A 19,192-nucleotide genomic window follows, 5' to 3' on the forward strand; every position below is an offset into this window, starting at 1 on the left:
CCGTTCGGCCTAGTGCGACACTGCCCCTGTGGTCCGCATCTCACGCCGCCATCTGCTCTGCGGCGCCGCTGCCCTCGGGCTGCTCGGCGGCTGTGGTTCGCCCCGGCACCAGCCCGGCATCGCCACCCCGCAGCAGCTGCACGCCGACATCTCCGTCTGGGACGCCGACGCGCTGCCGTCCGTGCAGGTCAGCTCGTCGGTGACGGTCACGTACGGGCACGGGATCGACGGCCTGCCGGAGTTCCCCGGCGACGAGGTGAGGCCGCAGGACCTGGGCGGAAAGCTCTTCCTCCAGCTCTGCGGCGACGACCCGGCAGCCGTGCGCGACGCGGCCTCGCGGATCCGGCCCGACGGTCGGCTCCGGTGGCGTGAGCAGGGATTTTGCAACGCCGAGCGCACCAACGGCCTCGGTTTCAGAGACGGCATCGTCGTGCCGAAGACCCCGCAGGAGTTCGACGACGAGGTGTGGCTGCCGGACGGGTCGACCATCGCGGTCGTGCGGCGGATGAAGCTGGACGTGGGGGCATTCGGCGCTTTGTCGACTAATGCCCAGGAGCGGGTCTTCGGTCGCCGCAAGCACGACGCGTCGCCGTTGAGCGGGGGCGTGGAGGTCGATCTGTCGGCGAAGACGGCCGACGGCGAGTACCTGATCCCGGTCGACGCGCACGTCCGGCGCGCCCATCCGCTGACCGCGGGCGCCGGACTGATGCTGCGTCGCTCCTACAACTACGCCGAGGGCCTGCTCTTCATCTCCTACCAGCGCGAACTGAAGTCCTTTGTGAACACGATGTATCGGATGACCGAGGGAGACGCACTTCTGCGTTACGCCACGACGACGAGCTCGGCGGCGTTCCGCATTCCCGCTCTCGATTAGTCACACTGAACTGTCCTGGGTTCCCGGTTGGAGGGTATGGTCTAGACCATGTCGAGCGCGCGGCTGAGCGGTGTCGGTGTGAGCAGCGGCCGGGCAACCGGTCCCGTCGTCAGGGTTGCCGAGGCCCTGCCGGAACCTCCTGCGGGCAAGCGTTCAGCGGACACCAAGATGGAAGCGTCGTTGATCCGTCCCGCGACGGAGGTCGTGGCGCAGCGCCTGATGGAGCGCGCGAAGACGGTCGAGGGCGACGCCCGCGCCGTGCTGGAGACGACGGCGGCGATGGCGGGTGACCCGTCCCTGATCAAGGCAGCCGAGAAGCTCGTCGTCGACCAGTCGCTGACCGCAGCCCGTGCCGTGCACGAGGCCGCGCAGAAGTTCATCTCCGCACTTCAGGCCGCCGGTGGCTACATGGCCGAACGCGCCCGCGACGTCCAGGACGTGCGCGACCGCGTGGTGGCCGAACTCCTCGGCCTGCCCGCCCCCGGCGTGCCCGACCTGACCTCCCCGTCCGTGCTGGTGGCCCGCGACCTCGCGCCCGCCGACACCGCGGGCCTCGACCCGGCGAAGGTCCTCGCGCTGGTCACCGAGGAGGGCGGCCCCACCTCGCACACCGCGATCCTCGCCCGTTCGCTCGGCATCCCGGCCGTCGTCGCGTGCCGCGGCATCCTCGCGTTCGAGGCCACCTCTCTCGACGTCGACGGCGACACGGGCCAGGTCCGCGAGTCGGACGGCAAGGTCCGCACCGCCGGCACCGGCAAGAAGGCCGAGTGGAACGGCGTCGGCGTCCTCAAGGACGGCCACCGCGTGAAGGTCCTCGGCAACGTCGGCTCGCCCGCCGACGCGGCCGCCGCAGCCGCCGCGGGTGCGGAGGGCGTGGGCCTGTTCCGCACCGAGTTCTGCTTCCTGGACGCAGCTGAGGAACCGACCGTTGCTGAGCAGACTGCTGCTTATGAGGCTGTGCTGGCGCCGTTCAAGGGCAAACCGGTTGTGGTGCGCACCCTCGACGCGGGCGCGGACAAGCCGCTGGCGTTTCTGAACCCGGACCCCGAGCCCAACCCGGCCCTGGGCGTCCGAGGCCTGCGCGTCGCCTTCGACCGCCCCGAAATCCTGGACCGCCAGCTCGAAGCCATCGCCGCGGCCGCAGCCTCGTCGGGCGCCGACGTCAGCGTCATGGCCCCGATGGTCGCCACCGCCGCCGAGGCCGCGTGGTTCGTGGAACGAGCCCGCAAGGCCGGCATCCAGCGCGCCGGCGTCATGGTCGAGGTCCCGTCCGCCGCGCTGTCGGCCCGCGAAATCCTGCAGGTCGTCGACTTCGTCTCCATCGGCACCAACGACCTGGCCCAGTACGTCTTCGCGGCCGACCGCCAACTCGGCGGCGTCGCCGCCCTGAACGACCCGTGGCAGCCGGCGCTGCTGCGCCTGATCGCGCAGGTGGGCGAGGCGGCCACCGCCACCGGCAAGCCCGTCGGCGTCTGCGGCGAGGCAGCGGCCGACCCGCTGCTGGCGTGCGTGCTCATCGGCCTCGGCATCACGTCGCTGTCGATGAACCACACGGCGCTGACCGGCGTCGGCGCGAAGCTCGCGACCACCAGCGTCGACATCTGCCAGCTGGCGGCTCGCGGCGCACTGGCCGCCGGCGACCCGGCCACGGCGAAGCTCGCGGCGAAGGCTCCGCACTAGCCACCCGATCGTGTGATCAACGCGGGGGTTCGTCCCCCGCGTTCTGATCGCATGACCGACTTCATCACCAAAAACGGCAAGGTCATCCCGCTGAACAACGGACGCGGCGGGAGGAAGGGCGCCGGCGTGGTGGTGGCGGGAGCGTTGGCGCTGGCCGTGGGCACCGGCGTCACGTCGACCGGCGGTCTCGGCCTGACCGAATCGCCCTCGCCGTCGGGCCTGGGCCCGCGCAAGGCCCAAGGCCAGCAGGCCGAATGCGTGGCGGTGTCGTTCGGCGAGGTCCGCGAGTTCTTCGTGCGGAACCGCTGCACCTCGCTCGACCGCGTCCTGTTCGCGGTCACCGACGGCGCCGGCAACACGGCGGTGATCTCGGTGGTCTGGGTCGGCCTGGCCTCGGACGGCGACGCCCGCAGGTTCCAGTCGGTCATGAACAGGCACGGCAGCGGTGACGTCCACCCGCTCGGCAGCCACCTCCTCGACCTGGCCGAGATCGAGTTCACCGGCCTGCGCTACGGCAGCGAGCGCGACGGCCGGACGGTGACCGTCGCGGAGGCCGAGACCGCGACCGGCCAGGTCACCCACGACACCCTGGACGCCCTCGCCGAGGTCGCCGCTCACCTGCCGCGCGTCTAGTCGATCGCCGTCACGCGGATCTCGATGCGCATCTTCGGGTGACCGAGGGCGGTGACCCCGCTCTCGGTCCAGATCGGCGCGCGCTCGCCCAGCCGTGCGCGGAACTGCTCGACCATCACGCGGTTGTGGTCGTCGAACGAGTCGTCGCCGAGCACGTGGTACGAGTTCACGTGCACGACGTCGGCCCACGACGAGCCCGCCGTCACGAGCGTGCGCTCGACGTTTTCGAACGCGCGCACGATCTCGTCTTCAAGCGACTCGGGGAACTCGAACTCGTCGTCCCAGCCGCCCTGACCCGAGATCTCGACCCGGTCGCCGATGCGCACGGCCTGGCTGTAGCGCATGTTCTTCAGCTGCGTCTCGCCGTAGCCGGGGGTGGCGAAGAACTGCGGCTTGCTCATGATCGGTCCTCTCGTTGACTTCACGCTTGAAGTCAACGGTACATGACTTCAAGCGTGAAGTAAGCTGCCCGGCATGGACTGGCTGAACGCCGACGAGAAGGAGGCCTGGACCGGCCTCGTCTCGATGCTGCTGTTGCTGCCCGGCCGGCTCGAGGCGCCGCTGCAACAGGAGTCGGGGCTGAGCCTGTTCGACTACCTGGTGCTCAGCCACGTCTCGGAGGCGCCGGACCGCCGCATCCGCATGAGCGAACTGGCCCACCTCGCGAACGGGTCGCTGTCGCGCCTGTCCAACGTGGTCAAACGCTTCGAGCACCGTGGCTGGGTGCAGCGCTTCCCCGACCCCGACGACGGCCGCTACACGGTCGCGTCCCTCACCGACGAGGGGTTCGAGGTGGTCAGGGCCGCGGCACCAACGCACGTGCGTGCTGTCCGGCAGGTCGTGCTCGACCCGCTCACCACTGCCGACCGCCAGGCGTTGACGCGCATCGCGGCCAAACTGAACGTGACGATCCCTAACGCTGGAGCTGCTCGAGAACAGCCCTGATCAACGGGTGGTCCTCGGAGCCGCGCCGCACCGCCGCCACCACCCGCCGCAACGGCGCCACCCCCGCGACCGCCCGCCTGATCGCCACCCCGCCGACGGCGTTGCGCGGGGCCAGCGCGACCCCGGCACCCGCCGCCACCAGTGCCTCGATCGCGCGGAAGTCGTCGGAGTTGTGCCTGATCCGGGGCGTGAACCCGGCCTGAGCGCACGCCATCTCGACGACGTCGCGCAACGGGTTGCCGGGCAGCGTCACCACCCAGTCCTCGTCGGCCAGCGTCGCCAGGTCGACCGGACCGCTCACCGCGTGCCCCGGCGGCAGCAGCACGTCGAAAGGTTCGGTGTAGAGCGGGAAGCGCGTGACCCGTTCCGTGGCGCGGTGCTCCTCGGTGATCGCCACGTCGATCTCGCCGTCCAGCAGCAGCCGCACGCTCTCGTGCCCCTCGGCGTCGCGCACCGACAGTTCGATCGAGCGTTCCTTCAAGGCCGCCAACGCCGGTGCGACCACCTGCGTGATGGCCGACGCGAACGCCGCCACCGCCACCCGCCCCGCCGAGCCGGACGCGAGACCGTCCAAAGTGGCCTGCGCGCGTTCCAGCTCCGCCGCCACCACGTGCGCGTGCTCCACCAGCAACGACCCGGCCGGTGTCAGCGACACCCGCCGCCCCTTGCGCACCAGCAACGGGTGTCCTGCCTCGGACTCCAGCGCCGCCAGCTGCTGCGACACCGCTGACGGCGTGAGGTGCAGTGCGGCTGCCGCGGCCGTCACGGTGCCGTGGTCAGCCAACGCGCGCAGGACGCGCAACCGTCGTGGGTCGATCACCGCTCAATGATGGGGGATTCCACTTCGCCGTTCACGGCGACGCCCAACGGCAGGATGGGCTCGATGGTCGTGCGCTCCAGCAGGAGGTACTCCTCCTCGAAGATCTGCATGTTCGCGGGCAGGCCGTGCTGGGGCCTGGTGATGACGTTGCGCCGCACGATCGGCTTGCCGGTGTCGGGGTTGATCACGAACTGGGTCTCGACGTCGCCGAACTGGAACTGCGGCGGCGCGGGAATCGCCACCCCGACGCCCTCACGCGCGTTGCGCAGCTGCACGCGGTCGAGGTACCGCACCCCGTCGAGCGACCTGAGCAGCTCGAACGCCGCCCGCCGCTGGTCGTCGCGCACGTCCGCGATCAGCACCGCCATGACGAGTTCCGCGATCTGGTAGGTGCTCTTGCCCTCGGGCTTCAGCATTGCCAGCATGCCTGCCGGATCCGCGGGCAGGTCGTCGAACGACTCCAGCCGGTCCCAGTACATCGAGGTCAGCGAGAGCCCGCTGACGTAGGACTCCCGCACCCCCGGCGCCATCGAACCGATGCGCACCGACCGGCTGCCCCCGACCTGAGGCACGACCTCGGGACGACCCGCGGCTTCCCACGCGGCGTCGTCGTTCGGCGACAGCGGTGAGACCTCGCCGTCCTTCTGCACCACCGCGATCTCGCGGGTCCCGGCCTGCCACTGATCGGTCTTGGAGTCGAACCGCACGAGGTACGGCTTCGACGGGTCCCCGACCACCATCACCGACCACTGCTCGCGCAGCACCCGCCACCACTGACCTGGCGCAGCGGGTTGCACGGGCTGAGAAGGTTCAGGCAGCACCACGACCGCAAGCGCGATCACGGCAGCGACGACGGCCAACGGCGCAAACCGCCGCACGAGCGCCTTCCGCGTCGGCTTCTCCTGCGGCAGCGCGACGATCCGCGCGAGGTCGCGTTCCATCCGGTCCCGGCTGACCTCGGGCGTGGGCGGCCTGGCCTCGGCCAGGCTCTTCATGAGGTCTTCCATGACTCCCTCGCACGGTCGAACTTCGGGGTCCAGAGGGCAGCCTGCAAGCGCCGCCGAGCCCGGTGCAGCCGCACGAAGAACGTCGCCGTCGTGCACCCGAGCACCTGCGCCGCCTCCGCCGCCGCGAGCCCGTGCCACGCGATCAGCGTGAGAACTTCCTGGTCGGCCTCCGACAACGTCGACAACGCCGCCCGCAGCTCGATCACCGCGAAGTCGTCGTCGGCCGGGAAGTCGGTCAGCTCGTAGTGCGTGGTCTGCCTGACCGCCGCACGCACGAGGTTGCGCGCGATGCCGAGCAGCCACGGCAGCGCGTTCGCCGGCATCTGCGCGGACTTGCGCCAGGCGATCGTGAAGGTCTCGCTGGTGATGTCCTCCGCGAGCTGCCTGCCCGCGTGACTCGCCGCGTAGGCGAGCACCCGCGGGTAGCACTCCCGGTAGACCGCGCAGAAGTCCTCCACGACCGCCTCCTCCCTCTTCACAAGGAAGTGCGCAGAACGCCCGGATTCTTACAGGTGTGATTCGAAACTCATCCGTACAGGCAGATCATCGTGGAGTAGTTCGTGCCGGGCACTGTGCTCTCGTAACGCCACCTGACCGATCTGTCCAGGTTCAGCGTCTGGCACGAGGAGGGCCTGATGGCGATCTGTCCGGAGGCATCGGAATTACCCGTGCCCACGGTGATGGGGTGGGGATTGCAGTTCTTGAACCACTGCAACAGCGGACCGCCGTTGGGCGCGTCCGGGTAGAAGGACGTCCAGCACTGACCAGCGAAGTCCGGCCTCTCCAGCGGGGGCGTGTGGGTCGTGTCGCAGATGACCGTCCGGTAGTTCACGTTCTGCGTGCTCGGGTAGTACCAGCTGATGGTCTGACCGGGCGCCACGTCCTGGCAGCTCGAGACCCACACGCTGATCTGCCCGGACCCGTCGACGAACCCCCTGCCGACGCGGACCGTGTGACCGTTGCAGTTCTGGTAGTACTGCGTCATCGATCCGCCCTGAGGCGCCGGCGGCACGAACGTCGTGAAGCATCCGACGTTCGCTGCGGACACAGTGGCCGGCTCGGCCTGAGCCGGCGCCGCGGACATCGCCGCCAGCACCAGGCCGCCGAACAGAACCGCGAGAGTTCTTCTCAGCATTTGCATTTCTTCCCCCAGCTTCGAATCAGCCGTCGAGACAGATCACTGTGTGGTAGTTCGACCCCGCTGCCGTGATCGGGTACTCCCACTCGACGCCTCCACCAGCGGGGACGGTCTGGCAGGACGAGCTGCGGAAGGTGATCTGCCCGGAAGCGTCGGAACGCGCGGTGGCGACCTTGATCTCGTGGCCGTTGCAGTTCTTGTAGTACTGCGACATCGGTCCGCCGTTGGGGTTCCCGGGAAAGAACGTCGTCCAGCACTGCAGACTGCTCGACGGCGTGGTCGTCGAGGTGATGGGTGACGTGTTGCAGATGACCGTCTGGTAGTTCACGCCTGGAATGGTGGTCTGCCACAGCCACGTGATGCCGTGGCCGACTTCGAGGTACGTGCAGCTGGACTCGATCACGGTGATCTGACCGGACCCGTTGACGTACCCCCTGCCCACGGTGATGGGTGATCTGTTGCAGTTCTTGTAGTTGTGTTCCAACCATTCGCCCTGCGGGGCGTCCGGGAAGAACGTCGTCCAGCACGGGGGTATCGCCGGTGCCGGAACCTGCTCCGCGGCCTGGGACGGCGCCGCGAACGTCATGACCAGGGCGAGGCCACCCAGAAATGCTGCTGTCACACGCTTTCGCACATCGCTCCTTTCTCAGTAAACGCAGAGAATCGTGTGGTAGTTCGAGCCTTGCGCAGTGCTCCCGTAGCGCCACAGGACGCCGGCCTGTGGCGCCGCACCGGCACAGGAATTGGTGAAGACGCTGATCTGCCCGGAACCGTCGGTGCGGCCCGTCGCGACGGTGACGGTGGTGGGATTGCAGTTCTTGTAGACATGCACCATCGATCCGCCGTTGGGATTGAGCGGGTAGAAGGTGGTCCAGCACTGCGCGCCGCTCACCGCCTCGATTTCTGGTGAAGCGAAAGACGATGTGCAGATGACGGTGTGGTAATTCGCGTTCGGGTCGGTGGAGGCGTAGCCCCAGCTGATGGTTTCGCCGACCCCTACCTGCTGGCAGCTCTGCACGTACACGCTGATCTGCCCGGACGCGTTGACGAACCCCTTGCCGACCCGGATGGGCGCGCCGTTGCAGTTCTTGTAGTACTGCGTCATCGGTCCGCCTTCGGGCGCGGACGGCACGAAAGTCGTGAAGCAGTTGGCGGCCGCCGACACCTCGTTCGCTTTCGGCTTCGCCTGTGCCGGCGTCACCACCGCCAGCACCAGGGCGAGGCCGGTCAGCAAAGCCGCAATCACCTTCTTGCGCATTGTCGAGAAACCCTTTCCTAGGCTGAGAACCTGCAAAGGACCGTGTGGTAGTTCCAGCCGGCCGCAGTGGATCCGTGGTTCCACCGGACGCCCCCGCTCGGCGACGCCGCGGCGCACGAGTTGTCGGAGACGACGATCTGCCCGGAGGCGTTGGAGCGGCCCGTCGTGACGTTCACGCTCTGGTTGTTGCAGTTCTTGTACGCCTGGAGCATCGGGGCACCGTTGGGATTGGACGGGAAGAAGCTCGTCCAGCACTGGTCCGTGCTGACCGAGATCGGTTGCGCGATGCGGGGAGACTGGTCGCAGATGACCGTCTCGTAGTTCACGCCCGGAACCGTCGTGGGGTGGTACCAGGTGCGGGTCTGACCGGGAAGCACCTTCGCGCAGGACGTCACCAACGCGCTGATCTGGCCGGACGCGTCGACGTACGCGGTGCCGACGGTGATGGCGGCGGTGTTGCAGTTCGTGTAGGCCTGCCACATCTCGCCGCCCTGAGGGGCGACCGGGTCGAAGGTCGTCCAGCACTCCGCGGCCGCCGCCGACACCTCACCCGTGATCGGAGGCGCCGCTTGCACCGGTGCGGTGCTCATCGTCAGCAAAGCCAGGCCGCCCAGGACGGCTGCGAAGAATCTTTTGCGCATGGAAACTCATCTCCTGTTTCAGGCTGAGCAGATGACCGTGTGGTAATTGATGGAGTGCGGGTTGCGGTTCTCAACGGAGTGCGAGGTCGAAGACGTTGCGCAGAATCCGGCGAATTGCCGCGTCGTGCGGCAAAGCGCCGTTGAACGACATCGAAGAAGCGCTGAACACCCAGCCCCCGTTGGGTTTCGGCCAGAACACCATGTCCGCGCCACCACCGGGATTCGTGCCGCGCGCGATGTGCTGCACCCCGGACATGGCCGGGTTCAGCGCGTCGACCTCCCACCCGCTCGCCGCGCCGTTGTCCGCATACGCACCGAACTGACTGCCCGGCCGCAGCCCGGTCCCGGCGAGCAACGGGTGGTCGGAGACCACCTCGTACGGGTAGAAGTCCATGTACGCACCGGTCAACGCCACGCCGAGGATCTGCGACTCCGACTTGCCGAGCTGGTGGAACTCGTCGCGGCCGCCGGAAGCCGCCCGGTGCAGGGCCGTGGTTCCGTTGGCGTAGCTCATCCGCTCGTACAGGCCGTTGCCGCCGGTGTAGATCAGCCGCCCGCCGCCCGCGAGGTACTCCGCGACGCGCTGGCGCATCACGTCCGTCCAGTACTCGGGGTGGCTGCCGAGCACCAGTGCCTTGTACTGCCGCAGCCACGTGCCGTCGGCGTCGAGGTCGCCGTCGATGTACGCGTCGTAGCCGAGACCGTTGTCCTCCATCCACTTCAGCAGGAAGAGGTCGCTGTACAACAGGTGGTCGATGCGGCCCGGTGCGTCGACGAACAACGCCGAACTGGGCCGCATGAACGTCAACTGCCGCTGCCGCCCTGCCTCGCCCTCCGAGTACTGGTTGTGGCCGCCCCAGATGTTGTAGGCGTTGTAGGTGTTGGTGGGCAGCAGGAACGCGATCTTCGAGGCAGGCGCGGAAGGCCTGACCACGAACGGGATGTGCCGCCGCAGCCCGCCCGGCGTGCGCATCTCCAGTGCGTACACGCCCGACGACCACGTGACCGAGGCGGAGAACCGCTCCGACCAGCCACAGCCGGAGGTCCGGTAGGACGCGGGCAGCGTCTGAAGTCCACTTGCGACAGACGCGGAAGCGGAAACCGAAGCACGACTGGGCAACCGGATCACCGAAGCCGTGACACCGGCCAGACTCGTCGAGATCGGGAACGAGATCCGCTCACCGGGACGAACGGTCAACGAGCTCGCATACCCCTGCAACGCACCGGAAGCCTCGACCGAGAAACCGCTGCCCACGGCCGTGGCGTTGCCGTTCACCCAACGAGGCCCGCCGTCGGAAGCGACGGTTCGCGCGTTCAGCAGCCGGTACCAGTGCAACGTGTCGTCGTTCACCGGCACCGCGCCGCGGTCGACGCTCACCGCGTAGACGCACCCGGCGTTGTCGGAGAGCACCTGCTTGTGGAAGCCCTCGCCCCACCCGCTGCCGATCCCGTACGGGTTGCCGCCGTTGGCCCACGTCGCGCCGTCCGGATTGAAGCGGAACCAGTGCAGGTCACCGCCCTGCCGCACGCCGTAGATCACGCCGTCCGGACCGGCGGTCAGGGTCTGGTACTGCTTGAAGCCGCTGCCGATCCGCACGCCGGCGCCGCCGTTGATCCAGCCGGCAGACGTCCACCGGTACCACCACAGGCCACCGTCGGGGTCGACGCAGTAGAGGACGCCGTCCCACCCGCCGAAGATCCGCGGATACTGCTGGAAGCCGTTGCCGATCTGCGTGCCACCGCCGTCGGTCCACTGCCCCTCGCCGGTGGCGGGATTCGACACCGAGTAGTGGTAGCGGCGCAGAGCACCGGAACCGGTGCGGCAGTAGAACGTTCCGTCCGCGTCCGCCAGCACGTCAGCGAACTGGTGGAAACCGTCGCCGATCGGAAAACCCGCACCGGGCGACCACGACGCGGCGCCGTCCGCCCAACCGGTGTGGCGGTAGTAGAACAACGTGCCGTCGGCCTGAAGTGCGTACAGCACACCGTTTCCGGCCGGGATGAGTTTGAGGAACCGCTGTCGTGGGTCGAACGCCGCCGCGGCGGCGGAAGCCGTGAGGCTCCCGCCACCGAGGAGGCCGGCGCCCGCGATCAGGGCTGCGCCTTGCAGCACCTTCCTGCGTCCGTAGGCCTGAGGATTCACGTCACACGACCCTGCTGAACATGCCGAAGCCTTCACCGATGTAATCGCTTGAGGTGTAAGGCTTTCCGTTGGCGTTGCTGTTGATGTTGTTCGGGAAGTGGTGCAGCGTGCCGTCGGGCTTCACGCCGAACAGGTCGGCGTAGCCGTCACCGGTCAGATCACCGGCGACCACCTCGCTGAAGACGTTGAAGCCCTCACCGATGCCGATGCTGTAGTCGAACGGCTTGCAGCACGGCCGCGAGTTGATGTTGTTCGGGAAGTAGTGCAACGTCCCGTCGGGCTTCACGCCGATCAGGTCCGCGTACCCGTCCCCGCTCACGTCCCCGGCGCGCAGCTTGCTGAACACCGTGAAGCCCTGACCGATGTCGTCGATCCGGTCGAGGTACGGCTTGCGTCCGGGGTTGCTGTTCATGTTGTTGGGGAAGTAGACGAGCGTCCCGTTGGCCTGCATGCCGATCAGGTCCGCGTAGCCGTCACCGCTGAAGTCGCCCAGGACGATGTCGCTGAACTCCTGGAACCCCGTGCCGATGTCGATGCCGGCGCCGTACGGGCCGTTCCCCGAGTTGATGTTGTTCGGGAAGTACACGAGCGTGCCGTCGGGCCGCACGCCGATCAGATCGGCGTACCCGTCGCCGCTGACGTCACCGGACCGCAGCAGCTTGAACGCGCCGAAGCCCTGCCCGACGAGCGTTCCGTTGCCGAACGGCCACCGCTTCGGGCTGCTGTTGATGTTGTTGGCGTAGTAGTGCAGGGTGCCGTCCGGCTTGAGTCCGAGCAGGTCGGCGTACCTGTCGCCGCTCACGTCACCGATGCGGTCGCTGCGACCGGACGTCCTCTCGACCTCGCGCAGCAGCTCCTGCGCGGTCGCTTCGGCCGCGTCGTACTTCCACCGCAGGTCCTCGCGCGGAAGTTGGGTGTCCGCCGCGACGATTCCGGCAGTGGTGTTGGGGTTCCGCTGCTCGACCACCTTGGCCTTCTCGAAGAACCGGGTCGCCGCGTAGTCGACGTTCATGATCTGCTCGGGCGTGCCCCAGCCCTGCGTGTGCTGCTGCTGGAACACACCGAGCGAATCGGCGTGGCCGCACGGCAGGTTGTTCATCTTCGACTCGACCCAGCCGGCCTCGAAGCCCGCCAGCATCACCTTCGGCGACACCGCGAGCCGCTTGCCGACCTCGTAGACCTTCTTGGTGACGTTGAGGTCGCGGGTCCTCGGCCTCTGCTCAGGACACTCCGCGAACGCGGGCCCCGCCGTCACCGTTGTCAGGCCGGCGACCAGCGCGGCCGTGGCCACGCCGAACACCAGTCTCTTGGCTGAAAAACGCATTGATTCCCCCAGGCAGAAGCAAGATCACGCGAGCGTGGTGAAGATCTGGAAGCCGGAGCCGATGTCCTCGCCGAAGCCGTACGGCGTGCCGTTGTTGGCGTTGATGTTGTTGGCGTAGCGGTAGAGCTGACCGTTCGACTTGGTCGCCAGCAGGTCGGCGTAGCCGTCGCCCGTCACGTCACCGAGGACGATCCGGTTGTAGATCTGGAAGCCGCTGCCGACGTTGTAGGCGTTGCCGAACGGGCGGTCGCTGTTGCTGTTGTAGTTGTTCGGCAGGTAGTGCAGGGAGCCGTCGCCCTGGACACCGATCAGGTCGGCGTAGCCGTCACCGCTCACGTCACCCGCGCGCAGCTGCACGAACGGCGCGAAGCCGGAGCCGATCTCGGTCCGGCCGAGGAACGGCTTCCGCTCGGGGTTGCTGTTGATGTTGTTCGGGAAGTAGTGCAACGTCCCGTCGGACCTGGTGGCGAGCAGGTCGGCGTAGCCGTCCCCGCTCACGTCGCCGAGGATGACGTTGGTGAACTCCTGGAACCCGGAGCCGATGTTGATCGCCTCGCCGTACGGCCCGTTGCCCGAGTTGATGTTGTTGGGGAAGTACATGAGCGTGCCGTCGTTCTTGACCCCGACGACGTCGGCGTAGCCGTCGCCGCTCACGTCGGCAGACCGCACGAGGGTGTACGAACCGAAGCCCTCACCGACCTTGGTGTAGTTGCCGAACGGCCGGTTCTCCGGGCTGCTGTTCACGTTGTTCGCGAAGTACTGCAGCGTGCCGTCCGACCGGACCGCGGTCAGGTCGGCGTAGCCGTCACCGCTCACATCACCGATGTGGTCGGTGCGTGGCCGTCCGGAGGAGCCGTCCTCGACGATCTTCTTGTAGCGCATCGGGGTGAACCCGTTCGCCCAGGACGCGGGCCACACGCGCTGTTCGGCGACCTGGTTGTCGTCCCATTCCTCGCGGACGATCGGCCTGGTCCTGGCGTTGTCGTCCCAGCCGACGAACAACGCGACGTGCTTGGTGGTGTTGTTGTGCTGGAAGAGCACGTCCCCCGGCTTCAGTTGGTCGCGGGGGATCGTGTCCATGATCTCGGGGAGGTCGTAGGTGCTGCGCGACCTGCCCAGACCCCACGCCATCGAGACGTAGCCGGAGCAGTCTTGGCGGTAGCGGCCGTACTGGTTCGTGTACTCGGCCCCCTGGTTGTACGGAACACGCGCGTCGATCCACGACTGCGACCGCTTCAGCACCTCCGCCCTGGTGATCGGTGCGTCCACCGCAGCATGAGCGGGTGTCGTGAACAGCCCCGCGACCAACGCGCTGACCGCGACGAGCAGAGCGGTTCTCAGTGTTCGTTTCATGCCGCCGAGGTTCGCGAGAACGCCTATACGAACCGGCACACGTCACTACACGCACCTGTGTAGAACAGACCCCATGGACTTCCGGGTGCTGGGCCCGCTAGAGATCAGGAACGACGACGGTCCGGTCGTACCCAGCCGCCGCAAGCAGCGGCTGCTGCTCGGCATGCTCTGCCTGCACGCCAACGAGCTGGTCTCCAAGGACACCGTCGTCGACTGGCTCTGGGGCGAGACACCGCCGGCGTCGGCCACCGCGAACCTCCAGTCGTACGTCTCGGAGCTGCGCAAGCTGATCGGCAAGGACAGGCTGCGCACCACCAGCGACGGCTACCTGCTCAAGATCGCGGACGACGAGTTGGACGCGGCGCGCTTCGAATCCCTCACCAGAGACGGCAAGACCGCCGTGCGCACGGGCCGCCCGGTCGTGGCCGTGCAGCAGTTCGGCCGTGCCCTCGCGCTCTGGCGTGACGACGTGCTGAGCGGGCTCGCCCTCCCGGACTCGGGCCGGTCCGAGGCCGCCCGGCTCGACGAACTGCGCCTGGCCGCCGAGGAGGACCACGTCGAGGCCAGGCTCGCCCTCGGCCTGCACCACGAGGTGGTCGGTGAGCTGCGCAGACTCGTCGACAAGCACCCGTTGCGCGAAGGCCTCTGGGCCCAGTACGCGCTCGCGCTCTACCGCTGCGGCAGGCAGGCCGAGGCCCTCGACGCCCACCGCGAGGTTCACGACCTGCTCGACCGCGAACTCGGCGTGCGCCCCGGCACCGGGCTGCGCGACCTGCACCAGCGCATCCTCCGTGCCGACCCGGACCTCGACCTGAGACCCGTCGTCGCGGCCGCGGTCGTGCCGAAGCAGCTGCCGCCCGGCGTGCGCGGGTTCGTCGGCAGGCAGTCCGAACTGGCCGAACTCGACGCGCTGCCGACCACGACCGGCGTCGGCCTGCTGACGGGCGCGCCGGGTGTCGGCAAGACGGCCCTCGCCCTGCACTGGGCCCATCGCGTCCAGCAACGCTTCCCCGACGGCCACCTCTACGCGAGCGGCGCGGCCCCGGTCGACGTGCTCGGCCGCTTCCTGCGCGCGCTCGGCGTCGCGCCGGAACGGGTGCCCACCGACGTCGACGAGGCGTCCTCGGTGTTCCGGACGCTGCTGGCCGACCGCCGCGTGCTCATCGTGCTGGACAACGTCGACACGGCAGAGGAGGTGCGTCCCCTCCTGCCCGCCAGCAACGGCTGCTTCGCGCTCGTGACCAGCAGGGACAGGCTCGACGGCCTGGTCGTCGCGGACGGCGCGCGCCGCCTGACGCTGCCGGTGCTCGCCGCGGCCGAGTCGACGGAACTGCTCGTCGAGGTCCTCGGCGAACACCGGGCCGCCACCGAACCGGACGCCCTCGCCGCCCTCGCCGACCTGTGCGGACACCTGCCGCTGGCGTTGCGGATCGCCGCCGCCAACCTCGCGAACGTCCCGTTCCGCACCCTCTCGGACGGCGTCCTGGACCTCGCCGCCGGCGGGTTGTCGTCGCTGGAGGTGCCGGGAGCCGGTGACCTCGCCGTCCGCCGGGCGTTCGACATGTCCTACCGTGCGCTCACGCAGGCGGCGCAACGCCTCTTCCGCAGGCTCGGCCTGCTGCCCGGCCCGTCGTTCACGGTCGGGACGGCGGAGGCGCTCGCGGGAACTGGGGACCTGCGCGCGTTGCTCGACGAGCTGGCTGGGGCGCATCTCGTCGTCCAGTCCGATTGGGAGCGGTTTGTGATGCACGACCTGTTGCGGATGTACGCCGCCGAACTCGCCGACACGTTCGACGACCCGGCGGACCGGGCAGCGGCGACCCGCGCACTGGTCGGTGCCTACGTGACCGCCGTCGAACGGGCCGCAGCCGACATCGCATCCGCTGACCAGGCCGAACGCGACCAGGCGATGCGCTGGACCGAGGCCGAACTCCCCAGCCTCGTCGCCGTCGCCGAGACCGCCCAGTCCGTCGGACGCCCCGACGCCGCGTGGCGCATCGCCGAGCAACTGGGCGGCTACTTCTGGCTCAGCAGGCCGGTCTCCCACTGGCTGCGCCTGGCGGCGGCCGCGGAGGAAGCCGCCCGCACCGCCGGTGACCAGCGGGCGCTGGCGTCGGCAAAACGCCTGCTCGGCGAGGCGCGGCACTGCCTCGGCGAGAACGAGGAAGCGATCGTGCACCTCACGGCCGCGCTGGACCTGGCCCGCGAGTCGGGCGACCGCGCGGCCGAGGCGGCGAACCTGATGTTCCTCGGACTGGTCGAGCAGGACAGGGGCAACCTCCGCGAGGCCGAACGGCACTTCCACGACTGCGTCGGCAGCGGCGACCGGCTCATGGACGCGGGCGCGAAGGGCAACCTCGGCTACGTCCGGCAGCTCATGGGCCGCCACGACGAGGCCGAGGAGCTCTACCGGTGGGCCCTGACCTGCTACGACGAGATCGACCCCGCACTCGTGGGCTCGGCGTACAACATGCTCGCCCTGCTGGCTCAGGAACGCGGCCATTACGACGACGCGATGCGCCACGTCGAGATGGCGTTGGTCCGCAGCCAGGGCTACGACCGCGGCGTGGAGGCACACGCGTTGGACACACTTGCACGTGTCCAACGCGACACAGGTGATCTTGAAGCCGCGTTGGTCACAGCCACCCGGTCGACCGAACTGGCCGCGCTTCTCGGCGACTTCCGCGCCGAGACCGACGCCCTCAACACCCTCGGCTCGGTGGAGCTGCTCGCCGGGCGGTTCGTGGCGGCGGCCGAGCGGCACACCCACGCCGTGGCGCTCGCCCGCAGGTCAGGCGTGGTGGTGCAGCAGCTGGAGTCGTTGCTCGGAGCGGCCAGGGCGACCCTCGCGATGGGTGAGCCCCGCGCCGCCGACGAGCTGCTGAGCGACGTCGAACAGCGCGCGACCGACGGCGGGTTCTCCGTACTGGCAGCGAGCGCGCGAACACTGCGCGCGACCGTTAACTGACGTTGACGCCTTCGTTCGGCCGTGCCAATCTGAGCGAGCGACGACCTGGGGGGCCATTCGCATGCCTGACGACGACGGGACAAGTCTGTCCAGCAAGATCAGCTTCTTGTTCGGCACAGTGCTCGCACCGAGCGGGGAACTCTTCACCCCGCGCACCCTCGCCGCCCACATCCAGGAGCGGTTCGACGTCAAGATCTCGCACACCTACCTGTGGCAGCTGCGCACCGGCGAGCGCGACAACCCGACCAAGCAGCACATCGAGGTCCTGAGCAGCGCGTTCGGCGTCACGCCCGCGTTCTTCTTCGCCGACGACGAGGAGTACCTGGCCCGCGTCCGCAACCAGGTCCAGGCGTTGCAGGCCATGAAGACCACCAAGGTCGACGCCCTGCAGGCGCGCGTCCTGGAGCTCAACGACGCCGAGCCCGAGGTCCGCGACCGGATCGCCCAGCTCATCAACCTCGCGCTCAACCTGCACCGGGACGGGGGCCGCGATGAGGAGGACTGACCGTCGCGCCGTCCGCGACCGGATCGCCGGCGCCATCGACGGCGTGGACATCCCCCGGCCGTTCGACATCGCGAAGTTCGTGCGAAGACTCGGCAAGCTCCGGGGCCGTCCGATCCACCTGTTCGCCGTCGAGCTGCCCACCGCCAACGACGTGCGCGGACTCTGGCTCGCCACCGGCACCGAGGACTTCATCTTCCACGAGCTCGGCACGTCCAAGCTGCACCAGGAGAACACGATCCTGCACGAGGTCGCGCACATGCTGCTCGACCACCGCGGCAACGGCCACCTCGACGAGGAACAGGCCCGCCTGTTCTTCCCCGACCTCGACCCGGCCGCCGTGCGCGACGTCTTCGGCCGCTCCGCCTACGGCAAGGTCCTGGAGCAGGAAGCCGAGTTCGGCGCCGCCGTGCTCTGGGAACTCATCGGCAGGCGCCTGGTCCCCGACCGCGACCTCGACCCGGCGTCCGCCGCCGTCGTGGACAGGTTCGACGAGGTCCTCGGTGATGTCCGGTGATCGTCAACCAGACGCTGCACATCACCGTGTCGGCCTTGTTCTTAGCGCTGGTCATCTACCGGTTCGTGGTCCTGATGCGCCAGCCGCGCAACCCCGCCCGCTGGGGCCTCTGGGGCACGCTCGCCGGGTTCGTCTTCGGCCTCATCGTCGGCGTCGACATCGTCTTCAAGGCCCTCGAACGCCTCGTGCCCGGCAGCCCGTGGTGGCTCCAGCACGTGTTGTTGTGCGCCGGCGGCCTCGCCGTCCAGATCTTCTTCATCTACTCCATCGACGACCGCGCCAACGCCTACCGCCGCGCCCGGTGGTGGACCGGCGTCTACGTCGTCTTCCAGGTCGCCATCACGGCGTTGTACGTCCCGGCCTACCTCACCGGTGACCTCGCCGCGTTGCTGCGCCACGACTTCATGAACGCCCCGCTCATGGTCTTCGCGAACCTGGTGTTCGTGGGCTACGTCGGCCTGGTCGAGGTGACGGTCACCCGCCTGTCCTGGACGTGGTCCAAGGTCGCCGACCGCGTGTGGCTGCGCCGAGGCCTGCGCCTGATCGCCATCGGCTCCGCGATCTCCGTGCTGTACGCCGTCCACAAGGTCGCCTACGTGGCAGCCGTCTACCTCGGCCACCAACCGCCGTGGTCCGAGTTCCAGGCCAGCTTCGTCCCCGCACTGGCGGGCGTCGTGCTGATCACCATCGGCTCGCTCGTCCCGAGGTGGGGCGCCCGCTACGAGACCATGCGCCAGTGGCGGCGGCACTACCGCTCCTACCAGCGCCTGGCCCCGCTCTGGACCGCGCTGGTCAACGCCTTCCCCGAGGTGCAGCTGGAGGAGCCGTACCAACCGCGCCGCGACGGCTACCGCCTCGACGACCTCCGCTACTTCGTCTACCGCAGGGTCATCGAGATCTGGGACGCCCGCCGAGCCCTGCGCCCGTACACGAGCCGAGCCCACCGCGACTCCGCCATCGCCACGGCCAGGGCAGCAGGCCTGACCGACACCCAGATCACCGCCGCAGCCGAGGCAGCGAGCGTCGCCGAAGGCTTGCGCGTGCGTTCGTCGGGCCAGGACCGCCGCGACGACGACCACGCCCCGAAGATGCCCGGCGGCTCCGACCTCGCCGCCGAGGTGGCGTGGCTCGAGCAGGTCGCGGACGCGTTCGCCCGAGCGGAGGCGAGATGACCGCCAGGTCAGGCCCCTCGCCGTTCAGACCGCCCGCGCGGACCGGCGACCCGAACGAACCGAACCAAGAAACGCCGTCCACGCCTCACCCGACACCGGCAGGTGCGTTGCGGGCGCCTTGCTGTCCCGGACGCCGACCCCGCGCCCGACCTCCACGCAGTCGCTTGAGTTTGCGCTGTACGAACTCTTGCGCCAGACCGACATGTGGAGCGCCTCC

Annotated in this window: 20 protein-coding genes; 8 read left to right on the forward strand and 12 right to left on the reverse strand. The window is 68.8% G+C overall.

Annotated features, from left to right (window positions below; translation table 11 throughout):
* The first annotated feature begins 28 nt into the window (after window positions 1-28).
* The 3 genes from JNUCC0626_RS33625 to JNUCC0626_RS33635 are packed head-to-tail and all read left to right on the forward strand — an operon-like array spanning window position 29 to window position 3,187.
* Window positions 29-874, forward strand: a complete 846-nt coding sequence (locus tag JNUCC0626_RS33625; protein WP_394614764.1) for a Dyp-type peroxidase — start codon at window positions 29-31, stop codon at window positions 872-874.
* A gap of 48 nt (window positions 875-922) precedes the next feature.
* Window positions 923-2,554 carry a phosphoenolpyruvate--protein phosphotransferase gene (gene ptsP / locus JNUCC0626_RS33630; protein ID WP_394614765.1) on the forward strand — a complete coding sequence of 544 codons (1,632 nt, stop codon included), beginning with the start codon at window positions 923-925 and terminating at the stop codon, window positions 2,552-2,554.
* A gap of 51 nt (window positions 2,555-2,605) precedes the next feature.
* On the forward strand, window positions 2,606-3,187 hold the full coding sequence (locus JNUCC0626_RS33635; protein ID WP_394614766.1) for a hypothetical protein: 582 nt from the start codon (window positions 2,606-2,608) through the stop codon (window positions 3,185-3,187).
* On the opposite strand, the gene JNUCC0626_RS33640 is transcribed toward JNUCC0626_RS33635, so the two are convergent.
* Window positions 3,184-3,588, reverse strand: coding sequence for a Rid family hydrolase (locus JNUCC0626_RS33640; RefSeq protein WP_394614767.1), 405 nt, complete (start codon window positions 3,586-3,588; stop codon window positions 3,184-3,186). The two genes, JNUCC0626_RS33635 and JNUCC0626_RS33640, sit on opposite strands and share 4 nt — an antisense overlap.
* A 73-nt stretch (window positions 3,589-3,661) precedes the next feature.
* On the opposite strand from JNUCC0626_RS33640, the gene JNUCC0626_RS33645 reads away from it, so the two are divergent.
* The gene (locus JNUCC0626_RS33645) at window positions 3,662-4,132 is read left to right on the forward strand and encodes a MarR family winged helix-turn-helix transcriptional regulator (protein WP_394614768.1); all 471 of its coding nucleotides are present in this window, start codon (window positions 3,662-3,664) and stop codon (window positions 4,130-4,132) included.
* Here the strand turns inward: JNUCC0626_RS33645 and JNUCC0626_RS33650 are convergent.
* The 10 genes from JNUCC0626_RS33650 to JNUCC0626_RS33695 all read right to left on the reverse strand — a co-directional run bounded on the left by JNUCC0626_RS33650 (window position 4,101) and on the right by JNUCC0626_RS33695 (window position 13,816).
* Window positions 4,101-4,952, reverse strand: coding sequence for a LysR family transcriptional regulator (locus tag JNUCC0626_RS33650; RefSeq protein ID WP_394614769.1), 852 nt, complete (start codon window positions 4,950-4,952; stop codon window positions 4,101-4,103). The genes JNUCC0626_RS33645 and JNUCC0626_RS33650 overlap by 32 nt on opposite strands.
* Window positions 4,949-5,959 carry a hypothetical protein gene (locus tag JNUCC0626_RS33655; RefSeq protein WP_394614770.1) on the reverse strand — a complete coding sequence of 337 codons (1,011 nt, stop codon included), beginning with the start codon at window positions 5,957-5,959 and terminating at the stop codon, window positions 4,949-4,951. Before JNUCC0626_RS33655 ends, JNUCC0626_RS33650 begins: the two co-directional genes overlap by 4 nt.
* Window positions 5,944-6,417, reverse strand: coding sequence for an RNA polymerase sigma factor (locus JNUCC0626_RS33660; protein ID WP_394614771.1), 474 nt, complete (start codon window positions 6,415-6,417; stop codon window positions 5,944-5,946). Before JNUCC0626_RS33660 ends, JNUCC0626_RS33655 begins: the two co-directional genes overlap by 16 nt.
* Window positions 6,418-6,485: 68 nt before the next feature.
* A complete protein-coding gene (locus JNUCC0626_RS33665; RefSeq protein ID WP_394614772.1) occupies window positions 6,486-7,094 on the reverse strand; it encodes a hypothetical protein in 609 nt (202 codons plus the stop codon).
* A 25-nt stretch (window positions 7,095-7,119) separates the two neighbouring features.
* Window positions 7,120-7,731, reverse strand: coding sequence for a hypothetical protein (locus JNUCC0626_RS33670; protein ID WP_394614773.1), 612 nt, complete (start codon window positions 7,729-7,731; stop codon window positions 7,120-7,122).
* Between the two features lie 12 nt (window positions 7,732-7,743).
* On the reverse strand, window positions 7,744-8,355 hold the full coding sequence (locus JNUCC0626_RS33675; protein ID WP_394614774.1) for a hypothetical protein: 612 nt from the start codon (window positions 8,353-8,355) through the stop codon (window positions 7,744-7,746).
* 17 nt (window positions 8,356-8,372) lie between these two features.
* A complete protein-coding gene (locus JNUCC0626_RS33680; protein WP_394614775.1) occupies window positions 8,373-8,996 on the reverse strand; it encodes a hypothetical protein in 624 nt (207 codons plus the stop codon).
* Window positions 8,997-9,066: 70 nt separating this feature from the next.
* Window positions 9,067-11,139 carry a N,N-dimethylformamidase beta subunit family domain-containing protein gene (locus JNUCC0626_RS33685; RefSeq protein ID WP_394614776.1) on the reverse strand — a complete coding sequence of 691 codons (2,073 nt, stop codon included), beginning with the start codon at window positions 11,137-11,139 and terminating at the stop codon, window positions 9,067-9,069.
* A gap of 1 nt (window position 11,140) precedes the next feature.
* Window positions 11,141-12,463, reverse strand: a complete 1,323-nt coding sequence (locus tag JNUCC0626_RS33690) for an FG-GAP repeat domain-containing protein (RefSeq protein ID WP_394614777.1) — start codon at window positions 12,461-12,463, stop codon at window positions 11,141-11,143.
* Window positions 12,464-12,487: 24 nt separating this feature from the next.
* Entirely contained in the window at window positions 12,488-13,816 is a 1,329-nt protein-coding gene (locus JNUCC0626_RS33695) for an FG-GAP-like repeat-containing protein (protein WP_394614778.1), read from the reverse strand.
* A gap of 73 nt (window positions 13,817-13,889) precedes the next feature.
* Between JNUCC0626_RS33695 and JNUCC0626_RS33700 the strand changes: the two genes are divergently transcribed.
* The 4 genes from JNUCC0626_RS33700 (at window position 13,890) to JNUCC0626_RS33715 (ending at window position 18,975) form a co-directional block, all read left to right on the forward strand.
* The gene (locus tag JNUCC0626_RS33700; RefSeq protein ID WP_394614779.1) at window positions 13,890-16,784 is read left to right on the forward strand and encodes an AfsR/SARP family transcriptional regulator; all 2,895 of its coding nucleotides are present in this window, start codon (window positions 13,890-13,892) and stop codon (window positions 16,782-16,784) included.
* Window positions 16,785-16,845: 61 nt separating this feature from the next.
* The gene (locus JNUCC0626_RS33705) at window positions 16,846-17,289 is read left to right on the forward strand and encodes an XRE family transcriptional regulator (protein WP_394614780.1); all 444 of its coding nucleotides are present in this window, start codon (window positions 16,846-16,848) and stop codon (window positions 17,287-17,289) included.
* A complete protein-coding gene (locus JNUCC0626_RS33710) occupies window positions 17,276-17,803 on the forward strand; it encodes a hypothetical protein (RefSeq protein WP_394614781.1) in 528 nt (175 codons plus the stop codon). Before JNUCC0626_RS33705 ends, JNUCC0626_RS33710 begins: the two co-directional genes overlap by 14 nt.
* On the forward strand, window positions 17,800-18,975 hold the full coding sequence (locus tag JNUCC0626_RS33715) for an MAB_1171c family putative transporter (RefSeq protein WP_394614782.1): 1,176 nt from the start codon (window positions 17,800-17,802) through the stop codon (window positions 18,973-18,975). Before JNUCC0626_RS33710 ends, JNUCC0626_RS33715 begins: the two co-directional genes overlap by 4 nt.
* A 24-nt stretch (window positions 18,976-18,999) precedes the next feature.
* On the opposite strand, the gene JNUCC0626_RS33720 is transcribed toward JNUCC0626_RS33715, so the two are convergent.
* Window positions 19,000-19,179 carry a DUF397 domain-containing protein gene (locus JNUCC0626_RS33720; protein ID WP_394614783.1) on the reverse strand — a complete coding sequence of 60 codons (180 nt, stop codon included), beginning with the start codon at window positions 19,177-19,179 and terminating at the stop codon, window positions 19,000-19,002.
* Window positions 19,180-19,192: the final 13 nt, after the last annotated feature.

Source organism: Lentzea sp. JNUCC 0626 (genome assembly GCF_043632865.1).
Classification (GTDB): Bacteria; Actinomycetota; Actinomycetes; order Mycobacteriales; family Pseudonocardiaceae; genus Lentzea.

Bases quoted from the DNA above. Each gene is read 5' to 3' on its own strand.
- ptsP (WP_394614765.1), top strand. From the start codon at position 923: ATGTCGAGCGCGCGGCTGAGCGGTGTCGGTGTGAGCAGCGGCCGGGCA.
- JNUCC0626_RS33635 (WP_394614766.1), top strand. From the start codon at position 2,606: ATGACCGACTTCATCACCAAAAACGGCAAGGTCATCCCGCTGAACAAC.
- JNUCC0626_RS33640 (WP_394614767.1), bottom strand. From the start codon at position 3,588: ATGAGCAAGCCGCAGTTCTTCGCCACCCCCGGCTACGGCGAGACGCAG.
- JNUCC0626_RS33645 (WP_394614768.1), top strand. From the start codon at position 3,662: ATGGACTGGCTGAACGCCGACGAGAAGGAGGCCTGGACCGGCCTCGTC.
- JNUCC0626_RS33655 (WP_394614770.1), bottom strand. From the start codon at position 5,959: ATGGAAGACCTCATGAAGAGCCTGGCCGAGGCCAGGCCGCCCACGCCC.
- JNUCC0626_RS33665 (WP_394614772.1), bottom strand. From the start codon at position 7,094: ATGCTGAGAAGAACTCTCGCGGTTCTGTTCGGCGGCCTGGTGCTGGCG.
- JNUCC0626_RS33675 (WP_394614774.1), bottom strand. From the start codon at position 8,355: ATGCGCAAGAAGGTGATTGCGGCTTTGCTGACCGGCCTCGCCCTGGTG.
- JNUCC0626_RS33680 (WP_394614775.1), bottom strand. From the start codon at position 8,996: ATGCGCAAAAGATTCTTCGCAGCCGTCCTGGGCGGCCTGGCTTTGCTG.
- JNUCC0626_RS33690 (WP_394614777.1), bottom strand. From the start codon at position 12,463: ATGCGTTTTTCAGCCAAGAGACTGGTGTTCGGCGTGGCCACGGCCGCG.
- JNUCC0626_RS33695 (WP_394614778.1), bottom strand. From the start codon at position 13,816: ATGAAACGAACACTGAGAACCGCTCTGCTCGTCGCGGTCAGCGCGTTG.
- JNUCC0626_RS33700 (WP_394614779.1), top strand. From the start codon at position 13,890: ATGGACTTCCGGGTGCTGGGCCCGCTAGAGATCAGGAACGACGACGGT.
- JNUCC0626_RS33705 (WP_394614780.1), top strand. From the start codon at position 16,846: ATGCCTGACGACGACGGGACAAGTCTGTCCAGCAAGATCAGCTTCTTG.
- JNUCC0626_RS33710 (WP_394614781.1), top strand. From the start codon at position 17,276: ATGAGGAGGACTGACCGTCGCGCCGTCCGCGACCGGATCGCCGGCGCC.
- JNUCC0626_RS33720 (WP_394614783.1), bottom strand. From the start codon at position 19,179: ATGTCGGTCTGGCGCAAGAGTTCGTACAGCGCAAACTCAAGCGACTGC.